The sequence below is a fragment of the Proteus appendicitidis genome (assembly GCF_030271835.1).
Classification (GTDB): Bacteria; Pseudomonadota; Gammaproteobacteria; order Enterobacterales; family Enterobacteriaceae; genus Proteus; species Proteus appendicitidis.
The window spans coordinates 850,667-870,545 of sequence record NZ_CP127389.1; the positions used below are offsets into that span (position 1 = coordinate 850,667).

The 19,879-nt window shown below is 33.7% G+C and carries 18 protein-coding genes; 12 read left to right on the forward strand and 6 right to left on the reverse strand.

What is annotated here, in order from left to right; all coding sequences use genetic code 11:
• The first annotated feature begins 37 nt into the window (after nt 1-37).
• Both QQS39_RS03930 and QQS39_RS03935 read left to right on the forward strand, forming a co-directional pair.
• Nucleotides 38-1,060 carry a hypothetical protein gene (locus QQS39_RS03930; protein WP_285805416.1) on the forward strand — a complete coding sequence of 341 codons (1,023 nt, stop codon included), beginning with the start codon at nt 38-40 and terminating at the stop codon, nt 1,058-1,060.
• 287 nt (nt 1,061-1,347) lie between these two features.
• Nucleotides 1,348-2,166 carry a hypothetical protein gene (locus QQS39_RS03935; protein WP_285805417.1) on the forward strand — a complete coding sequence of 273 codons (819 nt, stop codon included), beginning with the start codon at nt 1,348-1,350 and terminating at the stop codon, nt 2,164-2,166.
• Nucleotides 2,167-2,213: 47 nt separating this feature from the next.
• On the opposite strand, the gene QQS39_RS03940 is transcribed toward QQS39_RS03935, so the two are convergent.
• Nucleotides 2,214-3,554, reverse strand: coding sequence for an MATE family efflux transporter (locus QQS39_RS03940; protein ID WP_285805418.1), 1,341 nt, complete (start codon nt 3,552-3,554; stop codon nt 2,214-2,216).
• 200 nt (nt 3,555-3,754) lie between these two features.
• Here QQS39_RS03940 and QQS39_RS03945 point away from each other — a divergent pair, with 200 nt between their 5' ends.
• Nucleotides 3,755-4,654 (forward strand): diaminopimelate dehydrogenase, encoded by a 900-nt coding sequence (locus tag QQS39_RS03945; RefSeq protein WP_285805419.1) that lies wholly within the window; start codon nt 3,755-3,757, stop codon nt 4,652-4,654.
• Between the two features lie 85 nt (nt 4,655-4,739).
• Here the strand turns inward: QQS39_RS03945 and QQS39_RS03950 are convergent, their stop codons facing one another.
• Nucleotides 4,740-5,567, reverse strand: a complete 828-nt coding sequence (locus QQS39_RS03950; RefSeq protein ID WP_088493647.1) for a phosphoenolpyruvate hydrolase family protein — start codon at nt 5,565-5,567, stop codon at nt 4,740-4,742.
• A gap of 15 nt (nt 5,568-5,582) precedes the next feature.
• Nucleotides 5,583-6,794 carry a Tm-1-like ATP-binding domain-containing protein gene (locus QQS39_RS03955; protein ID WP_285805420.1) on the reverse strand — a complete coding sequence of 404 codons (1,212 nt, stop codon included), beginning with the start codon at nt 6,792-6,794 and terminating at the stop codon, nt 5,583-5,585.
• Nucleotides 6,795-7,024: 230 nt separating this feature from the next.
• Between QQS39_RS03955 and QQS39_RS03960 the strand changes: the two genes are divergently transcribed.
• From QQS39_RS03960 to QQS39_RS03975, 4 genes are all read left to right on the forward strand, one after another.
• The gene (locus tag QQS39_RS03960) at nt 7,025-7,657 is read left to right on the forward strand and encodes a TetR/AcrR family transcriptional regulator (RefSeq protein WP_151434354.1); all 633 of its coding nucleotides are present in this window, start codon (nt 7,025-7,027) and stop codon (nt 7,655-7,657) included.
• Between the two features lie 64 nt (nt 7,658-7,721).
• A complete protein-coding gene (locus QQS39_RS03965) occupies nt 7,722-8,354 on the forward strand; it encodes a helix-turn-helix transcriptional regulator (protein WP_006535016.1) in 633 nt (210 codons plus the stop codon).
• A gap of 221 nt (nt 8,355-8,575) precedes the next feature.
• Nucleotides 8,576-10,249, forward strand: coding sequence for a hypothetical protein (locus QQS39_RS03970; RefSeq protein ID WP_285805421.1), 1,674 nt, complete (start codon nt 8,576-8,578; stop codon nt 10,247-10,249).
• 68 nt (nt 10,250-10,317) lie between these two features.
• Nucleotides 10,318-12,042: a hypothetical protein gene (locus QQS39_RS03975; RefSeq protein ID WP_285805422.1), complete on the forward strand. Its 1,725-nt coding sequence runs from the start codon at nt 10,318-10,320 to the stop codon at nt 12,040-12,042.
• On the opposite strand, the gene QQS39_RS03980 is transcribed toward QQS39_RS03975, so the two are convergent.
• On the reverse strand, nt 12,037-12,447 hold the full coding sequence (locus tag QQS39_RS03980) for a GNAT family N-acetyltransferase (RefSeq protein ID WP_285805423.1): 411 nt from the start codon (nt 12,445-12,447) through the stop codon (nt 12,037-12,039). The two genes, QQS39_RS03975 and QQS39_RS03980, sit on opposite strands and share 6 nt — an antisense overlap.
• A gap of 113 nt (nt 12,448-12,560) precedes the next feature.
• Here QQS39_RS03980 and QQS39_RS03985 point away from each other — a divergent pair, with 113 nt between their 5' ends.
• Nucleotides 12,561-13,598, forward strand: a complete 1,038-nt coding sequence (locus QQS39_RS03985) for an AbrB family transcriptional regulator (protein WP_151434358.1) — start codon at nt 12,561-12,563, stop codon at nt 13,596-13,598.
• A 114-nt stretch (nt 13,599-13,712) separates the two neighbouring features.
• Here the strand turns inward: QQS39_RS03985 and QQS39_RS03990 are convergent, their stop codons facing one another.
• Nucleotides 13,713-14,063, reverse strand: coding sequence for a YacC family pilotin-like protein (locus tag QQS39_RS03990; protein WP_151434359.1), 351 nt, complete (start codon nt 14,061-14,063; stop codon nt 13,713-13,715).
• A 212-nt stretch (nt 14,064-14,275) separates the two neighbouring features.
• Between QQS39_RS03990 and cueO the strand changes: the two genes are divergently transcribed.
• Both cueO and hpt read left to right on the forward strand, forming a co-directional pair.
• The gene (cueO, locus tag QQS39_RS03995; protein WP_285805424.1) at nt 14,276-15,856 is read left to right on the forward strand and encodes a multicopper oxidase CueO; all 1,581 of its coding nucleotides are present in this window, start codon (nt 14,276-14,278) and stop codon (nt 15,854-15,856) included.
• Between the two features lie 159 nt (nt 15,857-16,015).
• Nucleotides 16,016-16,558: a hypoxanthine phosphoribosyltransferase gene (hpt, locus tag QQS39_RS04000; RefSeq protein WP_151434361.1), complete on the forward strand. Its 543-nt coding sequence runs from the start codon at nt 16,016-16,018 to the stop codon at nt 16,556-16,558.
• Between the two features lie 69 nt (nt 16,559-16,627).
• On the opposite strand, the gene can is transcribed toward hpt, so the two are convergent.
• Nucleotides 16,628-17,281 (reverse strand): carbonate dehydratase, encoded by a 654-nt coding sequence (gene can, locus QQS39_RS04005; protein ID WP_023580816.1) that lies wholly within the window; start codon nt 17,279-17,281, stop codon nt 16,628-16,630.
• A gap of 848 nt (nt 17,282-18,129) precedes the next feature.
• Here can and QQS39_RS04010 point away from each other — a divergent pair.
• Together QQS39_RS04010 and QQS39_RS04015 are read left to right on the forward strand one after the other, a co-directional pair.
• A complete protein-coding gene (locus QQS39_RS04010; RefSeq protein ID WP_109371621.1) occupies nt 18,130-19,065 on the forward strand; it encodes an ABC transporter ATP-binding protein in 936 nt (311 codons plus the stop codon).
• Nucleotides 19,062-19,832, forward strand: a complete 771-nt coding sequence (locus QQS39_RS04015; protein WP_151434362.1) for an ABC transporter permease — start codon at nt 19,062-19,064, stop codon at nt 19,830-19,832. The genes QQS39_RS04010 and QQS39_RS04015 overlap by 4 nt, the downstream gene beginning before the upstream one ends.
• The last annotated feature ends 47 nt before the right edge of the window (nt 19,833-19,879 follow it).

The window sequence follows — 19,879 nt, forward strand, 5'->3', positions numbered from 1 at the left end:
ATATTATTTATATATAAATAATATGAGTATTATGATAATGAATGGTATCAATGATATTGGTATAAAATCACCCTCTATTGCGAATAAAATAGTCTCTGTAGGTGGGAAAATAAAACTTTCTATTTCTAATCTATCTATCAAGGTGAGGAATACAATAAATGAATTCATTCATCCTAGTTGCTATGAAAATAAGATCATATTTAATGCAAAGAGTACATTTTTAAAATCTAAAGATTTAACCATCAGCAATAAAGGAATAAATAATGAAACCATAGAGTTTAATCGTATAGATAATAAAACGATAGAGTCTAATCGCATAGACAATGAAAAAAATATTTTAAGAGAAAGATTGCAAATTCTGAAAGATATTGAACTTCCGAATGGAGATTTGGTTCCAATTGATAAAGCTATTAATACTATTCATTTATGTAAACAAGACAGTCTATTAAAGAGTAAGCTATCATTAATTGATTATATTACAGAGATACAATTTAAATCATCACCAAAAACTAAAATAGAGTTATTAAATAAATCAAATGATAATTTAAATATATCTCATTCAAAAGGTGAAGTTGAAGGTGGATATGAATATGTAAAATCCGATGATTATATAAATAAAAAAACAACCATTATTAATCCGCAATATGATCAGGTTAATGATGGCTATTTGGTAATGACGGATTTAAAAGATATCGATAAAAATACGAGTAATGAAGTTAACTCTCATATTAATAAAAATCAAGGTTCTGTTGAAAAAGAAAATTTTAAATCTCATTTAATTGAAATTACAAAAGATATTTCATTATTAGATAGGTTATCAGATGATAATGATATATATGGATATGTATTTCTCGCTAAAGTTGTTAATTATTTAGAAAATTATAATAAAAATAAGGAGTCGGGAAAAACAGATCTTGTTAATAAAGAAACTTATTTTAAAAAACTGGCTAATTCAGACTATTTTTTTAAATTAAATAAAAGGATTAATAATATTATTTATTTGCAATTTTTAAAAAAAGAACAAAGCAGCGATGAAAATGGTGTTGCAGGAAAATTATAGCCATGGCGTAACAATACGCTTAATGATAATTCATTTGATAAGTTTTTAGCTGAAATAGATGAGCAACTTAGTATAGTTAATGAAATAAGAATCTTACACTAAAAGAGTTATTGGCAATGGTGAAAAAAGAATAGTGTTATTTTATCCTCTTATTAATTTTAATTAATTTTAGATATGTTTATTATATATTATTTAAAAATAGAAAGTTTTTTATAAATGGCAGATAAATGATAGAAGGATACAACGTAATCCATAGAATAGTAGTAATATTAATTAATAGGATGATAATGATGTATCTTGAAAAGATAAACATAATGCCACAAGGAATGTATTCAATTTTAGCAAATCAGGTATCAGATACTGATCTCTCTATTAATAGAGACTCAGTGTTATCAATGAAAAATTCATCGCATGAATTTATTGGTATTAAGTGTTTAGAAAGTAAAACAATGGAGGTGCTAGACGAACCAATTTATATGGACATGAGTAAAGATATCTCTTGTGTTTCTAATTCTTACGAAATTTTTTATGATAAAATCGCTGATGGCTATTTTTCTAATAAAAGTTTATTTATTAAGAATGAAAAAATAAAACCATTTTTTGATTTAGATAAAAAAGAACAAGAATCAATATTTAATGATTTAAAAAATAAAGGATTTGATACTAATAGATTGCTAAATAAAGAATTATTAGAAAGTCCTATCAATAAGTCTATTAATGAATTAGTTGAAGAAAATATTTATGAAGAAATGAATCAACATTGTCCTTTAAAAGAAAAGTTAGAGTTAGAAGAAAAGCTGGATTTTATCGATGGTTTATCTAAAATTATTTGTAAGAATAATAATATGAACGGTAAATTTAAAGATGAATTAATTAAATCCATGAATGAAGTTTCACTAAAGGCATTGTTTTCTTTATGTGAAAAATATAACGAATTGTATGAGATACAAGATGATTTTTCAATTAATAGATTTATTTATCGATTTATAGACGGTTTTAATAAATCAAATAATCATAAAATTGAAGTAAATGAAGATTTAAAAAGATGTTTGAATGCTTTTGTTCTTCTTGAGAGTTTAAGGTTGAAAAATAATAACATTATTTAATAGGGTTTCCCCGATAAAATATCGGGGAAACAAGTAGTGTATTAGTACTAAATATCCAAGCGCTTAGTTTGCCATTTACGAGAGCGCCAACGCCATGCGTTAGTTAAGCCACGCAGCCATTCATCACAAAGGAAGCCAATCCAGATACCAATCAAGCCCATTTCCATTTTTATACCAAGGAAATAGCCCACCGGAATAGCAATACCCCACATAAAGCAAATTGCTGTCATCAGCGGAAATTTAGCATCGCCGGCTGCACGCAAAGCATTCACCATCACGATATTAAAAGTACGGCCGGGTTCTAAAAAGACGGATAAAATAAATAGAGGGATCAATTGGTTAATGATGCGTTGGTCTTCAGTGATTGAATACAAAATAGGATCACGCATAAACCAATAAATAATCACAACCCCAATGGTAAATATTACTCCCGTTTTTAAGCTTTTCCAGCCTCTAGCAAAAGCATCATCAAAGCGTTTAGCGCCAACTAAGTGACCCACTAGTATTTCATTACCAATACTAATCGCAATACCAAAAAGCATTAAAAATAATGACAGTTGGAAATAAAGGGTCTGCGCAGCAAGAGGGACTTCGCCCATTAAGCCAATAAAGGCTGATGCAGTCATATAATGTAAAATCCAAACCAAGTTCTCACCTGCAGCAGGTAAACCGATATGTAGGATTTTCCCTAACATATTTTTAGACCATACGACGAGTTGCTTGGCTTCGAATTTAATACGCAAACCGTAGAACAGTAATCCACATAATAAAATAACTGCAATAATACGACCAACAACCGTTGACCACGCAACACCCACTAATCCGTATTGTGGTAAACCAAAAAAGCCATAAAGCACAATCATATTACCAATAACAGTAACAATATTGGCGATCAGTGTGACATACATCGCTGCTTTAGATTTACCATAAACTCTCAGACAAGCTGCAAGAATAATCGAAATTGCCTCAGGAATAAGGCAAATACCAATAATATGCAGGTAGTTATAGCCATCTTGCACCAAGTGTTCAGGCGTATTCATTATGTTAAGAATATTGTAGCCAAAGAAAAGAATGATCAAGGCACTACTAATACCTAACAAAGAGTTAAAAGCGATAGAAATATGAATGGCTTGGCTGGCTTTTTCTTTTTTACCCGCGCCTAAGTATTGGGCAATAACAACGCTACATCCCACACTAATAAAGCTAAAAATAGTGATAAAAAGATCAAAGACTTGGTTACCGACGCCCATAGCGGCTAAGTAAGCCGTAGAAACGTGGCTTACCATGTAAGTATTAATTAACAGTGTGGCTAGATGTAGGAAAATATCTATAAATATTGGCCAACTAAGGGAAAAAAGCGAGCGATCCGCTACATCAGACTGATGCATTGAAAACCTTCTTAAAAACAGAGTGAAATCGATATTATTAATATAACGCGTAGGAAGATAATGGATTCTACAAGGTTTATTTATAAGGTAATAGCGCAAATAATGTTTATCTGGCAAAAAAGATGTTTATATGGTTTATTCATTGATAACTAATCACTATTATCATTAAGAGATGATTAACGTTAAAGTCAGGGGAATGAATGAATACTAAAATAAAAGTGGCTATTGTCGGTTATGGCAATATTGGTCGATTTGCATTAGAAGCGGTTCAAGCTGCTCAAGATTTTGAATTAATAGGTGTTGTTCGTCGTGATATCAATAATGTTCCAGAAGAACTGCAAAATATTACCGTGACTAACGATATTAAAACATTAGGTAATGTTGATGTTGCTCTCTTATGTTCACCGACTCGCGCAATTAAAGAATTAGCTAAATCTATTTTAAGCTTAGGTATTAATACAGTAGATAGTTTTGATGTTCACAGTGAAATTGTGTCATTAAAAACAGAATTAGACGAAGTTGCCAAAAAACATGACCGTGTAGCGGTTATTTCTGCGGGTTGGGACCCAGGTTCAGACTCTATTATTCGTACGCTAATGTTAGCCATGTCGCCAAAAGGGATCACTTATACTAACTTTGGTCCCGGTATGAGCATGGGGCATAGTGTAGCGGCTAAAGCAATTGAAGGTGTAAAAGATGCGCTTTCAATGACTATTCCATTAGGGACGGGTGTCCATCGTCGTATGGTTTATGTGGAATTAGAAGCAGGAGCAAATTTTAATCAAGTAGAGCAAGCGATTAAAGCAGATAGCTATTTCTCTTCTGATGAAACTCATATTAAGCAAGTTGATTGTGTTGATAGCTTAAAAGATGTGGGACATGGAGTAAAAATGACTCATAAAGGGGTTTCGGGTAAAACACATAATCAATTATTTGAATATTCGATGCGTATAAATAATCCTGCATTAACCTCTCAATTTATGGTTTCTGCCGCAAGAGCAAGTATGAAACAACGTGCAGGTGCTTATACGGTAATTGAAATTCCACCGGTTGATTTCTTAGCGGGTGATTTAAATACATTAATCGCAAAACTTGTCTAATTCGATTAAGAGTATCTGCATAAAATATTGCCCACATAAAGTGGGCAATATGGATTAACGCTTAGGCAAACTTGATGATTTTGAATTAGCGTTTAATACTTTTAAATTCTTTGGTCGTTGCGGTTAATGCCACTTCTGTTGGTAAGCGTTCCATTGAACTTGCACCATAGAAGCCGTGACAATCTGGGCAATTATCAAGGATATATTGTGCATCTTCTGGCGTTGCAATTGGACCACCATGACAAAGCACAATAACATCAGAACGCACTGCTTTTGCTGCTTTTGCCCAATCATTAATTAAAGGCACACAGTCCGCTAATGTTAATGCGGTTTCAGCGCCAATATTGCCGCCAGTTGTTAATCCCATATGAGGTACGATAATATCTGCGCCAGCCTCCGCCATTGCAATCGCATCTTCACGGCTAAAGACATAAGGCGTGGTTAATAAACCTTTCTCATGAGCCTTGCGGATCATATCCACTTCAAGACCATAACCCATGCCTGTTTCTTCTAAATTAGCGCGGAAATTACCATCGATCAGACCTACTGTTGGAAAATTCTGTACGCCAGCAAAGCCTGTTGCTTTAACTTCATCTAAGAATTTATCAAAGTTACAGAAAGGGTCTGTACCATTAACGCCAGCAAGCACCGGTGTATGTTTAACAACAGGTAATACTTCTTTTGCCATATCCATCACGATTTCATTAGCATTACCATAAGCTAATAAACCCGCTAAAGAGCCACGGCCAGCCATACGATAACGACCTGAGTTATAAATAACGATAAGGTCAATACCACCTGCTTCTTCACACTTAGCTGAAAGCCCTGTACCTGCACCACCGCCAATAATGGGTTCATGGCGAGCGATCATTTCATTGAATTTTTTTAGTAACGTTTCACGTGAATGAGTCATTCTTCTTCTCCGTGGTTAACAAATAAGTTCCTGGTGTAAATCATAAATTTGCTGAGTAAACTCGGCAGAGTTTATGTGATAAGGACTGATGACTAACTTACGCGTCTCGGTCTCTTTAAATGTTGTTATAAATGCATCAAAAAAAGCTTGGTTTGCTTGAGGGTCCCAGAAAGCGGCTCCCTCAATATCCAGAGCTGAAAAACCGCCCTGTGGTAATACAAACCGCAATGGACCTTCACACTGATTGAGTTTCTCAGCGATCCAGATACCTAATTGACGGTTTTCCTCTGGTGTTGTACGCATTAAGGTGACTTGCGCATTGTGATGATAAAATTGACGCCCTTGATATTTCTCAGGAACACTCGATGGGCGACCAAAGTTCACCATATCTAATGCGCCACAAGAGCCTATATAAGGGGTTTTGGTACGGGCGATTGCACCAAAACGGTCTTCATCACAAGCAAGTACACCGTCAAACAAGTAATCACAGACTTCTGTTGTTGTAAGATCGAGCACGCTATGAAGTAAGTGACTGTCTACCAGTTTTTCCATGGCTTTACCGCCACTTCCTGTTGCATGAAAAACAAGGCAGTCATAATTATTTTCAAGTTTTTGTGTTAGTTGTTGTACACACGGCGTCGTGACGCCAAACATCGTTAATGCGACAGCCGGTTTATCAACAACGTGTTCTTCTTGGTAAAAATAAACAGCGCCGGCTATTTGGTTTGCTGCATTTCTTAAAACTTTACGAGAAATGCGATTTAAGCCGGATACATCTGTGACGGAGTACATCATTGAAATATCACTTGCACCGATATAGCCTGAAATATCGCCAGACGCCATCGTTGATACCATCAATTTAGGTACACCAATTGGCAGAGATTGCATTGCTGGTGTAATCAGTGCCGTTCCCCCTGATCCGCCTAGCCCAAGAATGGCTAAGACATCATCTTGGTGAGTTAAATAGTGTTCAAATGCGATTGACATCGCTTCTATTGCTTTCCCTCTATCGCCACAAAATACTGCTTCTTGGCCATTTGGGTGAAAACGTGCAACTTCTATTGCACTAACATCAGCGTCTCTTTCGAGTGCCGTGGGTTTGGTTGTCAAATCGACGGTTTTAACAGGAAGGCCTGCTTTTTTAATTAAATCACTGACATAAAAAATCTCAGCACTTTTAGTATCAAGCGTTGTGGCAACATATATTGAACCAGAATACTGTTTCATAAGCCTTCCCTTACCTTTTATGATTATTGACGAATAGATTATAACCATAATGAGACTTGAGTTTCATTTATCATAGCATCGTTTTGAGACGCTTGTCTCATTATTTTTATTTTTATACTCTAAAGGTCGATAAGGTGAAATTAATCACCTAAAGTAAACATTAATCATTGTGAGTATTTGGCTTAAAATAAATTAGACACATAAAGTGTAGAAATAACGAAGGATTTTCTATGAGTTACAGTGACGAAACGGATGCGATGTCCGGTACACGAAAAAGAACCCATCAACTATTGGTATCAACAGCGTTGGGGCTTTTTGAGCAAGGAATGTTACCAACAGTGTCGGAATTAGCAGCACATGCAGGTGTTTCGAGAGCAACCGCATATCGTTATTTTCCCACACAAAGTGATTTAATTAGTGCCACAGTTGATGCAAGTTTAGCACCGATCATTGCATGGAACCCCACTCCCGAAGATAATACACAACAACGCATTACTGAGTTGCTCAATCTTGCCTATCCTCAAATGTTTAAACATGAAGGCGCATTGCGTGGCGCATTGCAAGTTTCATTACAGCAGTGGGCGAAAGAGAGACAATCAAGTGAATATGCAGAAAAACGATTTATTCGTGGTCACCGTAAAGAGATTTTACTCAAAGTTATTGAGCCATTAAAAGCACACTATCCTGAAGAAATGTGGGATAAGGTGATTAAATCGTTCTCTTTAATTTACGGGTCTGAAGTCTTTTTGGTAATGAAAGATATCTGGAAAATGGATGATCAACAGGTCATTGATATGACTCAATGGATGGCAAAAGCTATTCTAAATCAGGCAAAATCTGATTATCCTGCAGATAACGATTAATTATTTGAATAAATCAGTTAAAATTGTATAAATCATTTACGTTTTAGCTATTGCAGGGATCGTTATGTCACACAAAACAGAAGACCAAGAGTGGCTGGTAGAACAACTACAATTTATTGCACAAGGCATTGGTAAAACATTATCGCCTTTTTGTGAAGTTGTACTTCATGATCTAACCGATAGTGAAAATACCATTATGGTCATTGAAAATAATCTATCAGGTAGAAAAGTAGGGGATAGAGCAACTGAGCTAGGAATGGCACGTATTGAATCGTCAGATTTCCCTCAGATTGTGGCGAATTATCCCAATCAATTTCCGGATGGAAGAACGGCAAAAAGTACGTCTATCGGTATTAAAGACAAACAAGGCAATTATGTTGCTGCGTTATGTTTGAATATTGATATTTCAATGATCAAAGGATTGCAAATGGTACTTAACCAATTTGCGACTCTTGAAGAAGGTAATGACATTATTGAAACCTTTAGTTCAGTGACGGAAGATTCGCTGAAAAAACGTATTGATGAGTTTTCTGCGACTTATTCAGTTACACCAAGAGCATTAAAACCGCATCAACGACGCGAGTTGTTACTTTGTTTACAAGATGAAGGTTATCTTTCCTTACGTAAGGCGATGGAAATTACTGCCCAATACCTTGGTGTTTCAAGAGCAACGGTATATAACGATTTAAAAGAATGATTAAGATATACATTATATTTTAAACTCCAGCGGAATATTATTTAAAACTAAAAAAAAGATATCATTTATTGATATCTTTTTTTATTTCTATTGTTTGTTTTAATAAAATATCGTTTTTTTATTGAAATTGATTAACTAATTACTTGTGTTTGATTTTTATAAACATAAAAAAATAAAAGGAATAGACTGTCTATAATAATTTTTAATTGATAGGTGTTAAAATGAAAGTTTCAGGAATGCAAACAACTTTATTTTCATGTATAGATAAGATTAATAATAAACTAAATGAAAAATTTAGTTTGATAGAAAATATAAAACTTATTGGTAATACTAATGTTTCTTTTGATAAAGGAGAAAGAGAAAAAATACCCCAAAAAAAAGCTTCAGAGTATATTGAAAAATGTCAGAATATATTAAATAAAACAGATCTTGATATTTATATTCCCCATTTTGAAAATCTTAGCGAAGAAAATAAAGAAAATAGAGTTAATGAAATTGTGGATGAAACTGAAATAGAGGATTTGTTTAATAAAGTAATAGAAAATGTGAATTCAATTATTAACTTAGATAATGATGCTGAGGATACCATAGATTCTGGGAGTAATTTGAAAAAAGAAAATATTAATATAAGAGAAGATATTAACATAAAAGAAGATGTTGAAAAAAAAGAAACAATAGATAAACTTCCAGATTCGATTACTAATTCAGGAAAGAAGGAATTAAATACAGAACAAAAACTTTATTTTAGAAGCGAGAAAAAAAGGAGCTTTAAAAATCTAATTATAAATTTAATTTCACCATTTAAATTTATAAATAGAACATTATTACCTATAAAAATAAACTTTGAGAATAAAAATATAAATAAATCGTTAAATACATTTAAGTTTGATAACATATCAATTGATAATGATGCGTTTAATAATTTCTCAAATAAGTTAAATCAACTTAATAAAACATTTACTGATAATGTTAATAAGGTAATATCTAAAAAAGTAAATAGTAATAACAAAATAGATATTGTGATTAAATATCATACCTTAGAAAAAGCTTTGGAGTGTAAGCTTGTTAATGATATTAAAATAATAAATGATGAATTTAAAGCTGATTTAGCTAAAAATAAATTCCAGAATAATTATTCTGACCTACCTGATAAAATAATGAATAAATTAAACGTTATTTTAAATCAAAATATAGATGAACTATTCTCTTCTAATACTATTGATAATTTAACAAATTTACTAAAAGAAAAAGTCAATAGCCAAGATAAGGGTGTAAAAGTTGATAGTTTTATTGATGAAATTATTGATTCTGTTTTTAATGAAGAGAGTATTTTAAGAATTAAAAATGATTTTAATGGTAATTTCGAAGGGATCAAAAAAGAAATATATTCACGTTTAACAAAAGGATTGTTTAACCAGTTATCAAAAGATAAAAAATTTATTGGCGAGGGTAACTCTATTGCTAAAGTAGACAACTTAATAAGGATGGTGAGCAAAGATATTTATAAGAATATGGGAGAACCAACGGATAAAGAAATAACTTTACTCAACAATAGTTTTTATGAAAATATAAAGAAAGATGATAATGGATATAATTTTCTTACTCGGTTATTTAAAAATTCAAGTAATAATATTAATTATAAATGGGCGCAAGATGCTGTTGTTTTATTAATTAACTATAGTTATTTTGAAAGTAAAAATAATGAAACAACTGAATACGTTAGTGATGGTAAAGTGACAGATGGCGGTAATGGTACTAGTAGTACACAAAAAACGGCAGTGGAAAATAACTTAAAAGGTATTTTTAGCCGGTTAGGGTTAAGCATTGATGATTTAGATAAATCTAAAGATGAAGTACTAAGAAAGTATTTTGCTAATTATTTTGAGCATATCTAATAATTTCATCAAGTTATTTATATGTTTAATGATTTTATTATATTTATTGGTATATAGGTGGATGATTTATGATTAGCAAAACAAATCTATTTAACCCCAACGTGTTATTTGTAAATAAAAAACATTATCTTCCCAAAAATGAAGATTATATTTTTACAAAAAAAATAACTGAAATAAGAAACACACCAGTTTCACCTTCTTTTGGTAAGAGAATTATTCATGTGTTGACTTCTTTATTTCATAAACTAGAGATTGGTTTTCTTATAAAAGATATAAAAAATAATAAACTATTTGATACTGTTGATACAAACAAACATAGTAATATTTTTAATAAAATAGATGAAAAAAACATTGAAATAGAAGACGTTAGAGAAGAAAGAATAGAAATAAAAAATAAAAATTTATATGCTATAAATAACATAATTTCTCATGCAAATGATAAGTTTGATTTTTACAGCTTCTGTGATTATTTAACTGAAGTGAAAAGAGCTAAAGATTTTTTCTCAGGACTAGATGATATAGAGAATGAAGGCTCTAACAGTAACTTAATTGTAGAGTGTTTGAATGAAATTATTAAACTTAGAATAAGCTCCATAGATGATAAAAGCATAAAAAATACTTTTAAGTTAATAAATTCAAATTTTAACTTCGAAAATATTCATTTAAATAAAAAATATGATTTTATGAGTAATTTTTCAACAGGAAAAGAAAGAGATAATTTTATAAAATCAATGAACATTTTACTTATTGGTATTGAAGAAGCCCAAGTACTTGATAAGTTTGATGATGCTATAAAAAATAAAATAGAAAATAAATTATCTACTATTATGATGATAGCACTTAATAAAAATATGGGCAGTAAATATTCCTTTAATGACTTAATGCAAGAATGGATAGGGAAATATATTAGTGATAACCATAATGTGATAAAAAGAAATACGATAGTAGATACAGGTACACAAGTAGATACAGATATAACTGTAGATACTGGTACACAAGTAGATACAAATATAACTGTAGATACTGGTACACAAATAGATACAAATATAACAGTAGATACTGGTACACAAGTAGATACAAATACGACAGTAGATACAGCTACACAAATAGATACAAATACGACAGTAGATACAGCTACACAAATAGATACAAATACGACAGTAGATACAGCTACACAAATAGATAAAAATATAACAGTAGATACTGGTACACAAGTAGATACAAATACGACTGTAGACACGGATATACAAGCAAATATAATTATAATTAATGATGTAGAGAAAGAAACAAAAATAGAATTATCAAGACCTAAAGAAGACTTGAGTAGAAAATATATCAATATTGATGATTTTGATGTTAAAGGAAATAACGAGTTATTAAAAATAAAAATAGATAATATAAGTGAAATTGATGAGGATGACACTCAAGATATTGATGATGGTGAATTAGATAATTTAAAAGAAATGAATGAAGATGATGATTTTGGTTATCAATGGGATTATGAAGGTTTTAATATAAATCATTTTCATTATAAAAAATCAGAATTGAATGCTTTAATGGAAAAAATAAATAATTTAAATTCAGAGCTAAAGTCAGATGAGAAATTCAATAAAATAAATAATAAATTAGACTCGATTATACTCGATATAGATGATAGTTTTACAGAAGAAGAGACTCCTTTAGATTTAAGTGATAAATTAAAATTTTCACCAGATAATTATCAATTGAATGTTAATATGGAAGAAAATACGAGTGAAATAAGTGAAGAAGACAAAACTAACAAAAAACTATAAATCTTTTCTTAAGTAATATTTTTTATCACTAATTGGATAGTTTTCTAATATGCCAAATATCTCAAATCCCTGCTTTTGATAAAAAGGCAGGGCTTGAAAGCTAAAAGTATCCACTTCAGCATATTTGGCTCCTTTTTCTTTTGCTGCGCTTTCCATCGTTTGCAACAATTCTGTACCTATGTTTTGTCCACGATAGGCTTTATCTACCCACAAATAACGAATGCGTAGCCAATTCCCTAAAATATCCCCTGTGATCCCACCTATTTTTTTACCATTCACCTCCTTAAAAACAGCAAGTGGTGTGTATTGTTCCATCTGAATATAGTTGAGGTTATGTGTTAACAGCCCTTCATAAATTTCATTGATCTCATTCGACGTCGGGTTTGTGGTGATTTTTAACGACATAATTGGCTCTTAATATTAAGAAAAATAATAATTATATTATCACTATTTGGTTATTAAATATTTATACAAATGCTAGGATGGAAACAATAATTAAAAAAGCTGGATAACACAACATGTCGTTTTTAAAAACTCTGCCAGGTATTCTATTTTGTGCATTAATCGGTGGTGTTCTTACCCTTTCAGGTTTGCCTATGGCTCTGATGTTTGGGCCAATTCTCGTTGTCATTATTGCTTATCGTTTTAAATGGGAGCTTGCGGTTCCTAAACATACCTTAACGTTTATTCAGCTCACTTTAGGTACATCGGTTGGCTTAATGTTTAACCAAGTTCATTTAGGCAATGCTGATAATTTAATCATTCTATTACTGACGTTGGTTGTTTGTTTAGCCATTCAATTTTTTGTGAGCTATTTTTGGTTCCATCGTCATATTGGTTGGACGAAAGAAGAATCAATGTTAGGTGCTGTACCCGGTGCGATGGCAGCTATTTTGGCGCTCACTGATCACACTAAAACGCCACCACAAAAAATTGTTATTTCTCATACTATTCGTTTAATGGTGTTGATTATTATGGCGGGTTTTATCGTTGGTGCTGATAAAGCGAATATGCCTGAATTTTCTATACCTCAAATGACCCTTATATCATTGTTGTGGTTATTATTAATTGTTGCTTTAGGGTTGGGTTCAGGGCTTTTATTGCAGAAAATCCGATTTCCAGCGCCTTTTATGTTAACGTCATTAGGCAGTGCAATACTGGTTCAATCTTTTGTCAGTGAACCTATTGCTTTTCCAATGCTACTAAATGAATTGAGCATGGTTTTAATTGGTATGAATATCGGAGCGCACTTTGTTGTTTTCCCACTTTCATCACTGATTAAAAATGCTTTTTCTTCTGTGCAAGTGGTGATCATTAATGTGATTTTAACCGTGATTGTGGCGTATGGCGCAGCTTATCTAACGGGTGTCCCGTGGGCAACGTTGGTATTAGCTTGGGCGCCTGGAAGTATGGAAGCCATGACATTTGCTGCGATAACCATGAATGTCGATGCCGCCTTTGTGATGTCGAATCATATTTTTAGGATGCTGATTATTCAAAGTATTCCATCTGTTGCTTTATATTGGAATGAATATAGGCAGAAGAAAAATAATTAGCATTAAAGAAAGGTAAAAAAATCTGTTGATAACCTCTATAAGTCACTTTATATGGCGACTGTATTTAAAGAGGTTATCTTGCTTTATTTCTTGAATAGTGAATGAACACAAGTTTTAATAATTTAACAAACTTAGTGATTTGTTCGCTAATAGTTGACATTTCTTACTGTGCGTCACTTCAATACCTTTTAAATCGTTGTAACTATCTTCATTTAATTGGCTCATCGGCAACGTTGAGTAATTACTGACATCCCATTGTTGTGAGCGAGAAAATACCATTAGTGCTCTTTCAATTTTAGATTTTGATATTTGCTCATAACCACAATCTTTATTTAGGAAAAGGTAGATAGCAGTTAAATCGGCCAAGTCTTCTGCTTGCGTGTAGGTTAACGCTTTTGCACCCGAAGAAAAGAACATAGAAAAAGAAAGCGTTAGCGAGAAAAACAAGGCGAACATTTTGTTCATTGGTTGTGATGTTCCTCAGTGTGATGATTTAGCAAGTTTTGTTATTTGGCTTAATAAAGTTAAAAGTTTTGCAAAGACCCGTTGTTTTGTTGGGGTTTAAATTGACCTTCCAGTAAGGGGAAACTTTAGCATCGGTAATAGTTAACAAAACTTCTTTATTCATCTTATTTCGATAAATACATAATAACTTGTTTTTATTCAAAGGATACATTATGCAACGTCGCGAATTTTTAAAATTAGGCGCAACACTAAGTGCTGTCACATTATTACCGAGCTGGAGTCGTTTTGCGTTTGCCCAAAGTAACACGCCTTCATTGGCTATTCCACCTCAAATTACCCCAGATGCCCAACAAAAGATTGTTCTTAATATTCAACAAGGTGTTTCTCAATTTATTCCGACGGCAAGCACAACAACTTGGGGTTATAACGGCAGTTTATTAGGACCCGCATTAAAATTGAAACGTGGTCAACCTGTTACTATCAATATCAATAACCAACTCCCCGAAACGACAACTGTTCACTGGCATGGGCTTGAAATTAGTGGCGAAGAAGATGGCGGCCCTCAAGCAACGATTGCACCAGGCAAATCTCGCACGGTGACTTTTACACCAAACCAAGTTGAATCAACGTGTTGGTTTCACCCTCATACGCATGGTGTAACAGGTCAGCAAGTGGCTATGGGGTTAGGCGGATTAGTGATTATTGAAGATGATGAAACCGCAAGCCGTAAATTACCTAATCGCTGGGGCGTTGATGATTTACCGATTATTTTGCAAGATAAACGTTTAGACAGTGATGGACAAATCGATTATCAACTCGATGTAATGAGTGCGGCAATTGGTTGGTTTGGCGATATGATGTTAACCAATGGAGCGATCCAACCACAACATATTGTGCCCAAAGGCTGGGTAAGATTACGTTTCTTAAATGGGTGTAATGCGCGCAGCTTAAATCTTGCCACTAGTGATGGCAGACCGATGTATGTGATCGCCAGCGATGGTGGATTATTAGCGGAACCCGTAAAAGTAACAGAGCTTCCTATTTTAATGGGAGAGCGTTTTGAGGTTTTAGTGGATACCTCGGATGGTCGAGATTTTGATATTGTCACTTTACCTGTACGCCAAATGGGTATGGTGTTAGCACCGTTTGATAATGTATTACCTGTGTTACGTTTATTGCCGTCAGCAGAAAAAGCACAAGGTACTTTACCTGATCAATTAGCATTAATTCCGCCATTACCAACACTCAGTAACATTGCAACTCGTACATTACATTTGCGTATGGATATGCGTTTAGATATGCAAGGCATGATGCTATTAACAGAGCGTTATGGTGATAAAGCTTTAGCGGGTATTCATCATGGAATGAGTCATATGCGCCAAGGTAACGGCAGTGGCATGATGGGGGGGGGAATGAATTGTGGGCATGGTAATGGTGATTTAAATATTTATAATGCCAATAATATCAATGGAATACCATTCTCAATGACTGAACCCGCATTTGATGTGAAGCAGGGCATTTATGAACGTTGGGTTGTTTCTGGTCGTGGTGACATGATGTTGCATCCATTCCATGTGCATGGTACGCAATTTCGTATTTTATCTGAAAATGGTCGCGCGCCAGAAAAACATCGCCAAGGTTGGAAAGATATCGTGAAAGTTGAAGGTCAATTTAGCGAAATTTTGCTGAAATTCGATCATTTAGCCACAAAAGCACATCCGTTTATGGCGCACTGCCATTTATTAGAACATGAAGATACCGGAATGATGGCGGGTTTTACCGTTAGCAAATAATCAAACACTGTAAAAACCATTAATATCAGTAAGATAAATTAATAAATGGCATGAAATTGATATTTTGTGCCTTTATTTTCATTAAATCAGATCATCGCATGATGAAGGAAGTTCTGGTACAATCGTTTGCTTTCCCCGTTAACCCAATCGAAATAAATCATGAAACATATTGTTGATGTCATGATCTCTGAAGAAGAGATCAAACAGCGTATTGCTGAGCTAGGTCGTGAAATCACAGAACATTACCGTCCACGTCAAGAACAACACGATCTTGTTTTAATCGGCTTGTTAAAAGGTTCTTTTATTTTTATGGCAGATTTATGTCGTGAAATTAATGTAAACCATGAAGTCGATTTTATGACTGTATCAAGTTACGGTAATGGTATGACGTCAACGCGTGACGTTAAAATCATTAAAGATCTCGATGAAGATATTCGTGGTAAAGATGTGCTGATTGTTGAAGATATTATTGACTCAGGTAATACTTTAAATCGTGTTAAAGAGATTTTAAGTTTACGGGAGCCAGCTTCTATTTCTATCTGTACTTTATTGGATAAACCTTCTCGTCGTGAAGTTGATGTGCCAGTTGAGTGGATTGGTTACTCCATTGAAGATAAATTTGTTATTGGTTACGGTATCGATTATGCACAGCGTTATCGTCATCTGCCTTATATTGGGCATGTAACGTTATTAGATGAGTAATCAATTGACTTCAAATAGAAGTGAAAAAACCCGCTGAAAAGCGGGTTTTTTGTTGGTGTGCGGAGTGTATTAGCGTGGATGGCTTAATTTTGCCATCGCTTGACGATAAGAAAGTTCAAGTTTTTCACGACTATCCGAAGTGATATCAAGGTCGTGTAGTTCACCGTTATTTAACCCGTAAACCCAACCGTGGATCATCACTTTTTGTCCACGTTTCCACGCGGCTTGCATAATCGTTGAGTGCCCCAAGTTGTATACTTGCTCGATAACGTTTAGCTCACAAAGTAGGTTTAATCTATCTTGTGGTGCAAGCTCACCTAGCATTGAACTGTGTTTGTACCAGATATCACGGATATGCAGTAACCAGTTATTGATAAGCCCTAACTCAGTGCCTTCAATTGCGGCTTCAATGCCACCACAACCGTAGTGACCACAGACAATAATATGCTCAACTTGTAATACATCAACCGCATACTGGATCACAGAAAGGCAGTTTAAGTCAGTGTGAATGACTAAGTTTGCCACATTACGGTGAACAAATAAGTCACCCGGTGCTGCGTTGATTAGTTTTTCTGCTGGAACGCGGCTGTCAGAGCAACCAATCCATAAAAAGTGAGGTTTTTGACCTTTACAGAGATCTTTAAAAAACTGAGGATTTTCTTCAGTAACAGATTCTGACCATTGCTTGTTATTGGCTAACAGCTCTTCAATTTTTCTCATCATGACGTGACTGCCTGTAAATTCGGTTTCCCACCATTTGCGCTGACAGTACGCCAACACGAAATAGCTCTTGTGTTATTGTTGGATGCGAGAGATCCATTAAGAAAGGGTATTTTTATACCATTACTTTTGAATTAATCAGAGGGCTTTTTAAGGCCAAATGACAGATAATTACTTGTAATTTTTCGCTTTCAAATAAGATAGATCTTTTTATAGCATTTGTTTAATGAATTTATCAATACATTCCTTGATGTAAATCAAATGTATAAAAAGATAACTGGTTGTTAAACCTGCTGTTGTATTATTCAAAAATAGACACTTATAAATATTATATAAATAAATCTAATGTTCATGATTATTGGTTTTATTTTTACACTGAAAGCCCAAATGATAAAAAATAATCAGCATTATTGATTGGGGCGATAAATGGCAAGCTAATATCTATCAGTAAGATTGAGAAACAAGGGCAATAATTTTATTGGTATCAATTAGGCTAAATGATTGCACTAAGAGATAAATTTATAAAAACATCAGAATATCAGTAAGAAATAAAACAACCTAGAGCCTTGATGGCTAATTTATTTTCTCTGCAGCTCTTATTCTTTATTATTACAATAGTTAAGAAAAATTTATTTATTCGTTTGTGTCATAAACCCTAAAACGGTTTATTTACGACTTTATTTTCTCTAGAATATCCTTATTCCATTTTGATCCTATTGAACTAAGCTTATTTTCTAATTCAAAGCGTGTGAGCAATACGTAGCATTAGCAAAGTTTAGTTGAATAGCTATTTTCTGATTTCAGCTCAGTCAATGCTGAATAATGCAGTTGATAAAAGGTAATTCCCACTTATGACGTATGCATTGGAGTTAACGGAGTTAACGAAAACTTATCACAATGGCGTAAAAGCGCTAAAAGGTATTAACCTCACCGTTGAGGCTGGCGATTTCTATGCTTTATTAGGTCCTAATGGTGCGGGTAAATCGACCACGATTGGTATTATTAGCTCGTTAGTCAATAAGAGTAGCGGCAAAGTAAAAGTGTTTGGTTATGACACCGATACCGATATGGTCAATGCAAAACGCCAGTTAGGATTAGTGCCACAAGAGTTCAATTTCAACCCTTTTGAAACCGTATTACAAATTGTTCTCAACCAAGCGGGTTATTATGGTGTGCCTCGTAAATTAGCGCTAGAACGTGCCGAAATTTACTTAACTCAGTTAGATTTGTGGGAAAAACGTGATGATAGAGCGCGTTTTTTATCTGGAGGAATGAAGCGTCGTTTAATGATTGCGCGTGCGTTAATGCACCAACCTAAATTGCTTATTCTTGATGAACCAACAGCAGGTGTTGATATTGAATTACGTCGCTCAATGTGGACGTTTTTAAAACAATTAAATGCTGAAGGTACCACCATTATTTTAACGACTCACTATTTAGAAGAAGCAGAAATGCTGTGTCGGAATATTGGTATTATTCAACGTGGTGAGCTGGTTGAAAATACCAGTATGAAAGGTTTATTAAGTAAATTAGAGTCTGAAACATTTATTTTAGACTTAGCACCTAAAAGCCCATTGCCTGAATTACAAAATTATCAATATCGCTTGGTTGATACATCGACTTTAGAAGTTGATGTTAAAAGAGAACAAGGATTAAACAGTGTTTTTGCTCAACTTAATGCACAAGGTATTCAAGTGTTAAGTATGAGAAATAAAGCCAATCGTCTTGAAGAATTATTTGTTCATTTAGTGAATGAAGATCATACCGTAGAAGGAGAGAGGGAATGATTCAGCTGTATTGGGTAGCCCTCAAAACAATTTGGATTAAAGAAGTCACCCGTTTTGGGCGTATTTGGGTGCAAACATTAATTCCACCAGTGATAACAATGTCTCTCTATTTCGTTATTTTCGGGAACCTCATTGGTAAACGAATTGGCGATATGGGGGGCGTAGATTATATGCAGTTTATTGTTCCAGGCCTGATTATGATGGCAGTAATAACAAACTCTTATGCCAATGTTTCCTCTTCCTTTTTTGGTGCTAAATTCCAACGTAGCATTGAAGAATTATTAGTTTCACCTGTTCCAACGCATGTTGTTATTGCGGGTTTTGTTGGTGGGGGTGTTGCTCGTGGTATTTGTGTCGGAGTGTTAGTGACGGTAATCTCACTATTTTTTGTACCATTGGAAATACATTCTTGGACAATGGTCGTTGTGACATTACTGATGACCTCCATTGTGTTTTCTCTCGCAGGATTATTAAATGCGATTTTTGCGAAAACCTTTGATGATATTAGTATTATTCCAACGTTTGTTTTAACACCATTAACCTATTTAGGTGGCGTGTTCTACTCACTGTCACTCTTACCTGAATTCTGGCAAGGGGTATCTAAATTAAACCCGATTGTTTATATGATAAGCGGTTTCCGTTATGGTTTTCTGGGAATTACCGATGTCTCTTTAACAGTGACGATTAGCGTACTGTGTCTTTTTATTGCTGCGTTTTATGTGATTGCATGGTATTTAATTGAAAAAGGTCGCGGTTTAAGAAGCTAATCAAAAAAACAAAAGAAAAAGTGATAAAAGTTGAAATCGGTACCTTA

Coding starts and splice junctions, on each gene's coding strand:
- cueO (WP_285805424.1), top strand. CDS start 14,276: ATGCAACGTCGCGAATTTTTAAAATTAGGCGCAACACTAAGTGCTGTC.
- QQS39_RS03940 (WP_285805418.1), bottom strand. CDS start 3,554: ATGCATCAGTCTGATGTAGCGGATCGCTCGCTTTTTTCCCTTAGTTGG.
- QQS39_RS03960 (WP_151434354.1), top strand. CDS start 7,025: ATGAGTTACAGTGACGAAACGGATGCGATGTCCGGTACACGAAAAAGA.
- QQS39_RS03935 (WP_285805417.1), top strand. CDS start 1,348: ATGATGTATCTTGAAAAGATAAACATAATGCCACAAGGAATGTATTCA.
- QQS39_RS03965 (WP_006535016.1), top strand. CDS start 7,722: ATGTCACACAAAACAGAAGACCAAGAGTGGCTGGTAGAACAACTACAA.
- QQS39_RS04010 (WP_109371621.1), top strand. CDS start 18,130: ATGACGTATGCATTGGAGTTAACGGAGTTAACGAAAACTTATCACAAT.
- hpt (WP_151434361.1), top strand. CDS start 16,016: ATGAAACATATTGTTGATGTCATGATCTCTGAAGAAGAGATCAAACAG.
- QQS39_RS03970 (WP_285805421.1), top strand. CDS start 8,576: ATGAAAGTTTCAGGAATGCAAACAACTTTATTTTCATGTATAGATAAG.
- QQS39_RS03990 (WP_151434359.1), bottom strand. CDS start 14,063: ATGAACAAAATGTTCGCCTTGTTTTTCTCGCTAACGCTTTCTTTTTCT.
- QQS39_RS03955 (WP_285805420.1), bottom strand. CDS start 6,794: ATGAAACAGTATTCTGGTTCAATATATGTTGCCACAACGCTTGATACT.
- QQS39_RS03950 (WP_088493647.1), bottom strand. CDS start 5,567: ATGACTCATTCACGTGAAACGTTACTAAAAAAATTCAATGAAATGATC.
- can (WP_023580816.1), bottom strand. CDS start 17,281: ATGATGAGAAAAATTGAAGAGCTGTTAGCCAATAACAAGCAATGGTCA.
- QQS39_RS03945 (WP_285805419.1), top strand. CDS start 3,755: ATGAATACTAAAATAAAAGTGGCTATTGTCGGTTATGGCAATATTGGT.
- QQS39_RS03985 (WP_151434358.1), top strand. CDS start 12,561: ATGTCGTTTTTAAAAACTCTGCCAGGTATTCTATTTTGTGCATTAATC.
- QQS39_RS03980 (WP_285805423.1), bottom strand. CDS start 12,447: ATGTCGTTAAAAATCACCACAAACCCGACGTCGAATGAGATCAATGAA.
- QQS39_RS04015 (WP_151434362.1), top strand. CDS start 19,062: ATGATTCAGCTGTATTGGGTAGCCCTCAAAACAATTTGGATTAAAGAA.
- QQS39_RS03930 (WP_285805416.1), top strand. CDS start 38: ATGAATGGTATCAATGATATTGGTATAAAATCACCCTCTATTGCGAAT.
- QQS39_RS03975 (WP_285805422.1), top strand. CDS start 10,318: ATGATTAGCAAAACAAATCTATTTAACCCCAACGTGTTATTTGTAAAT.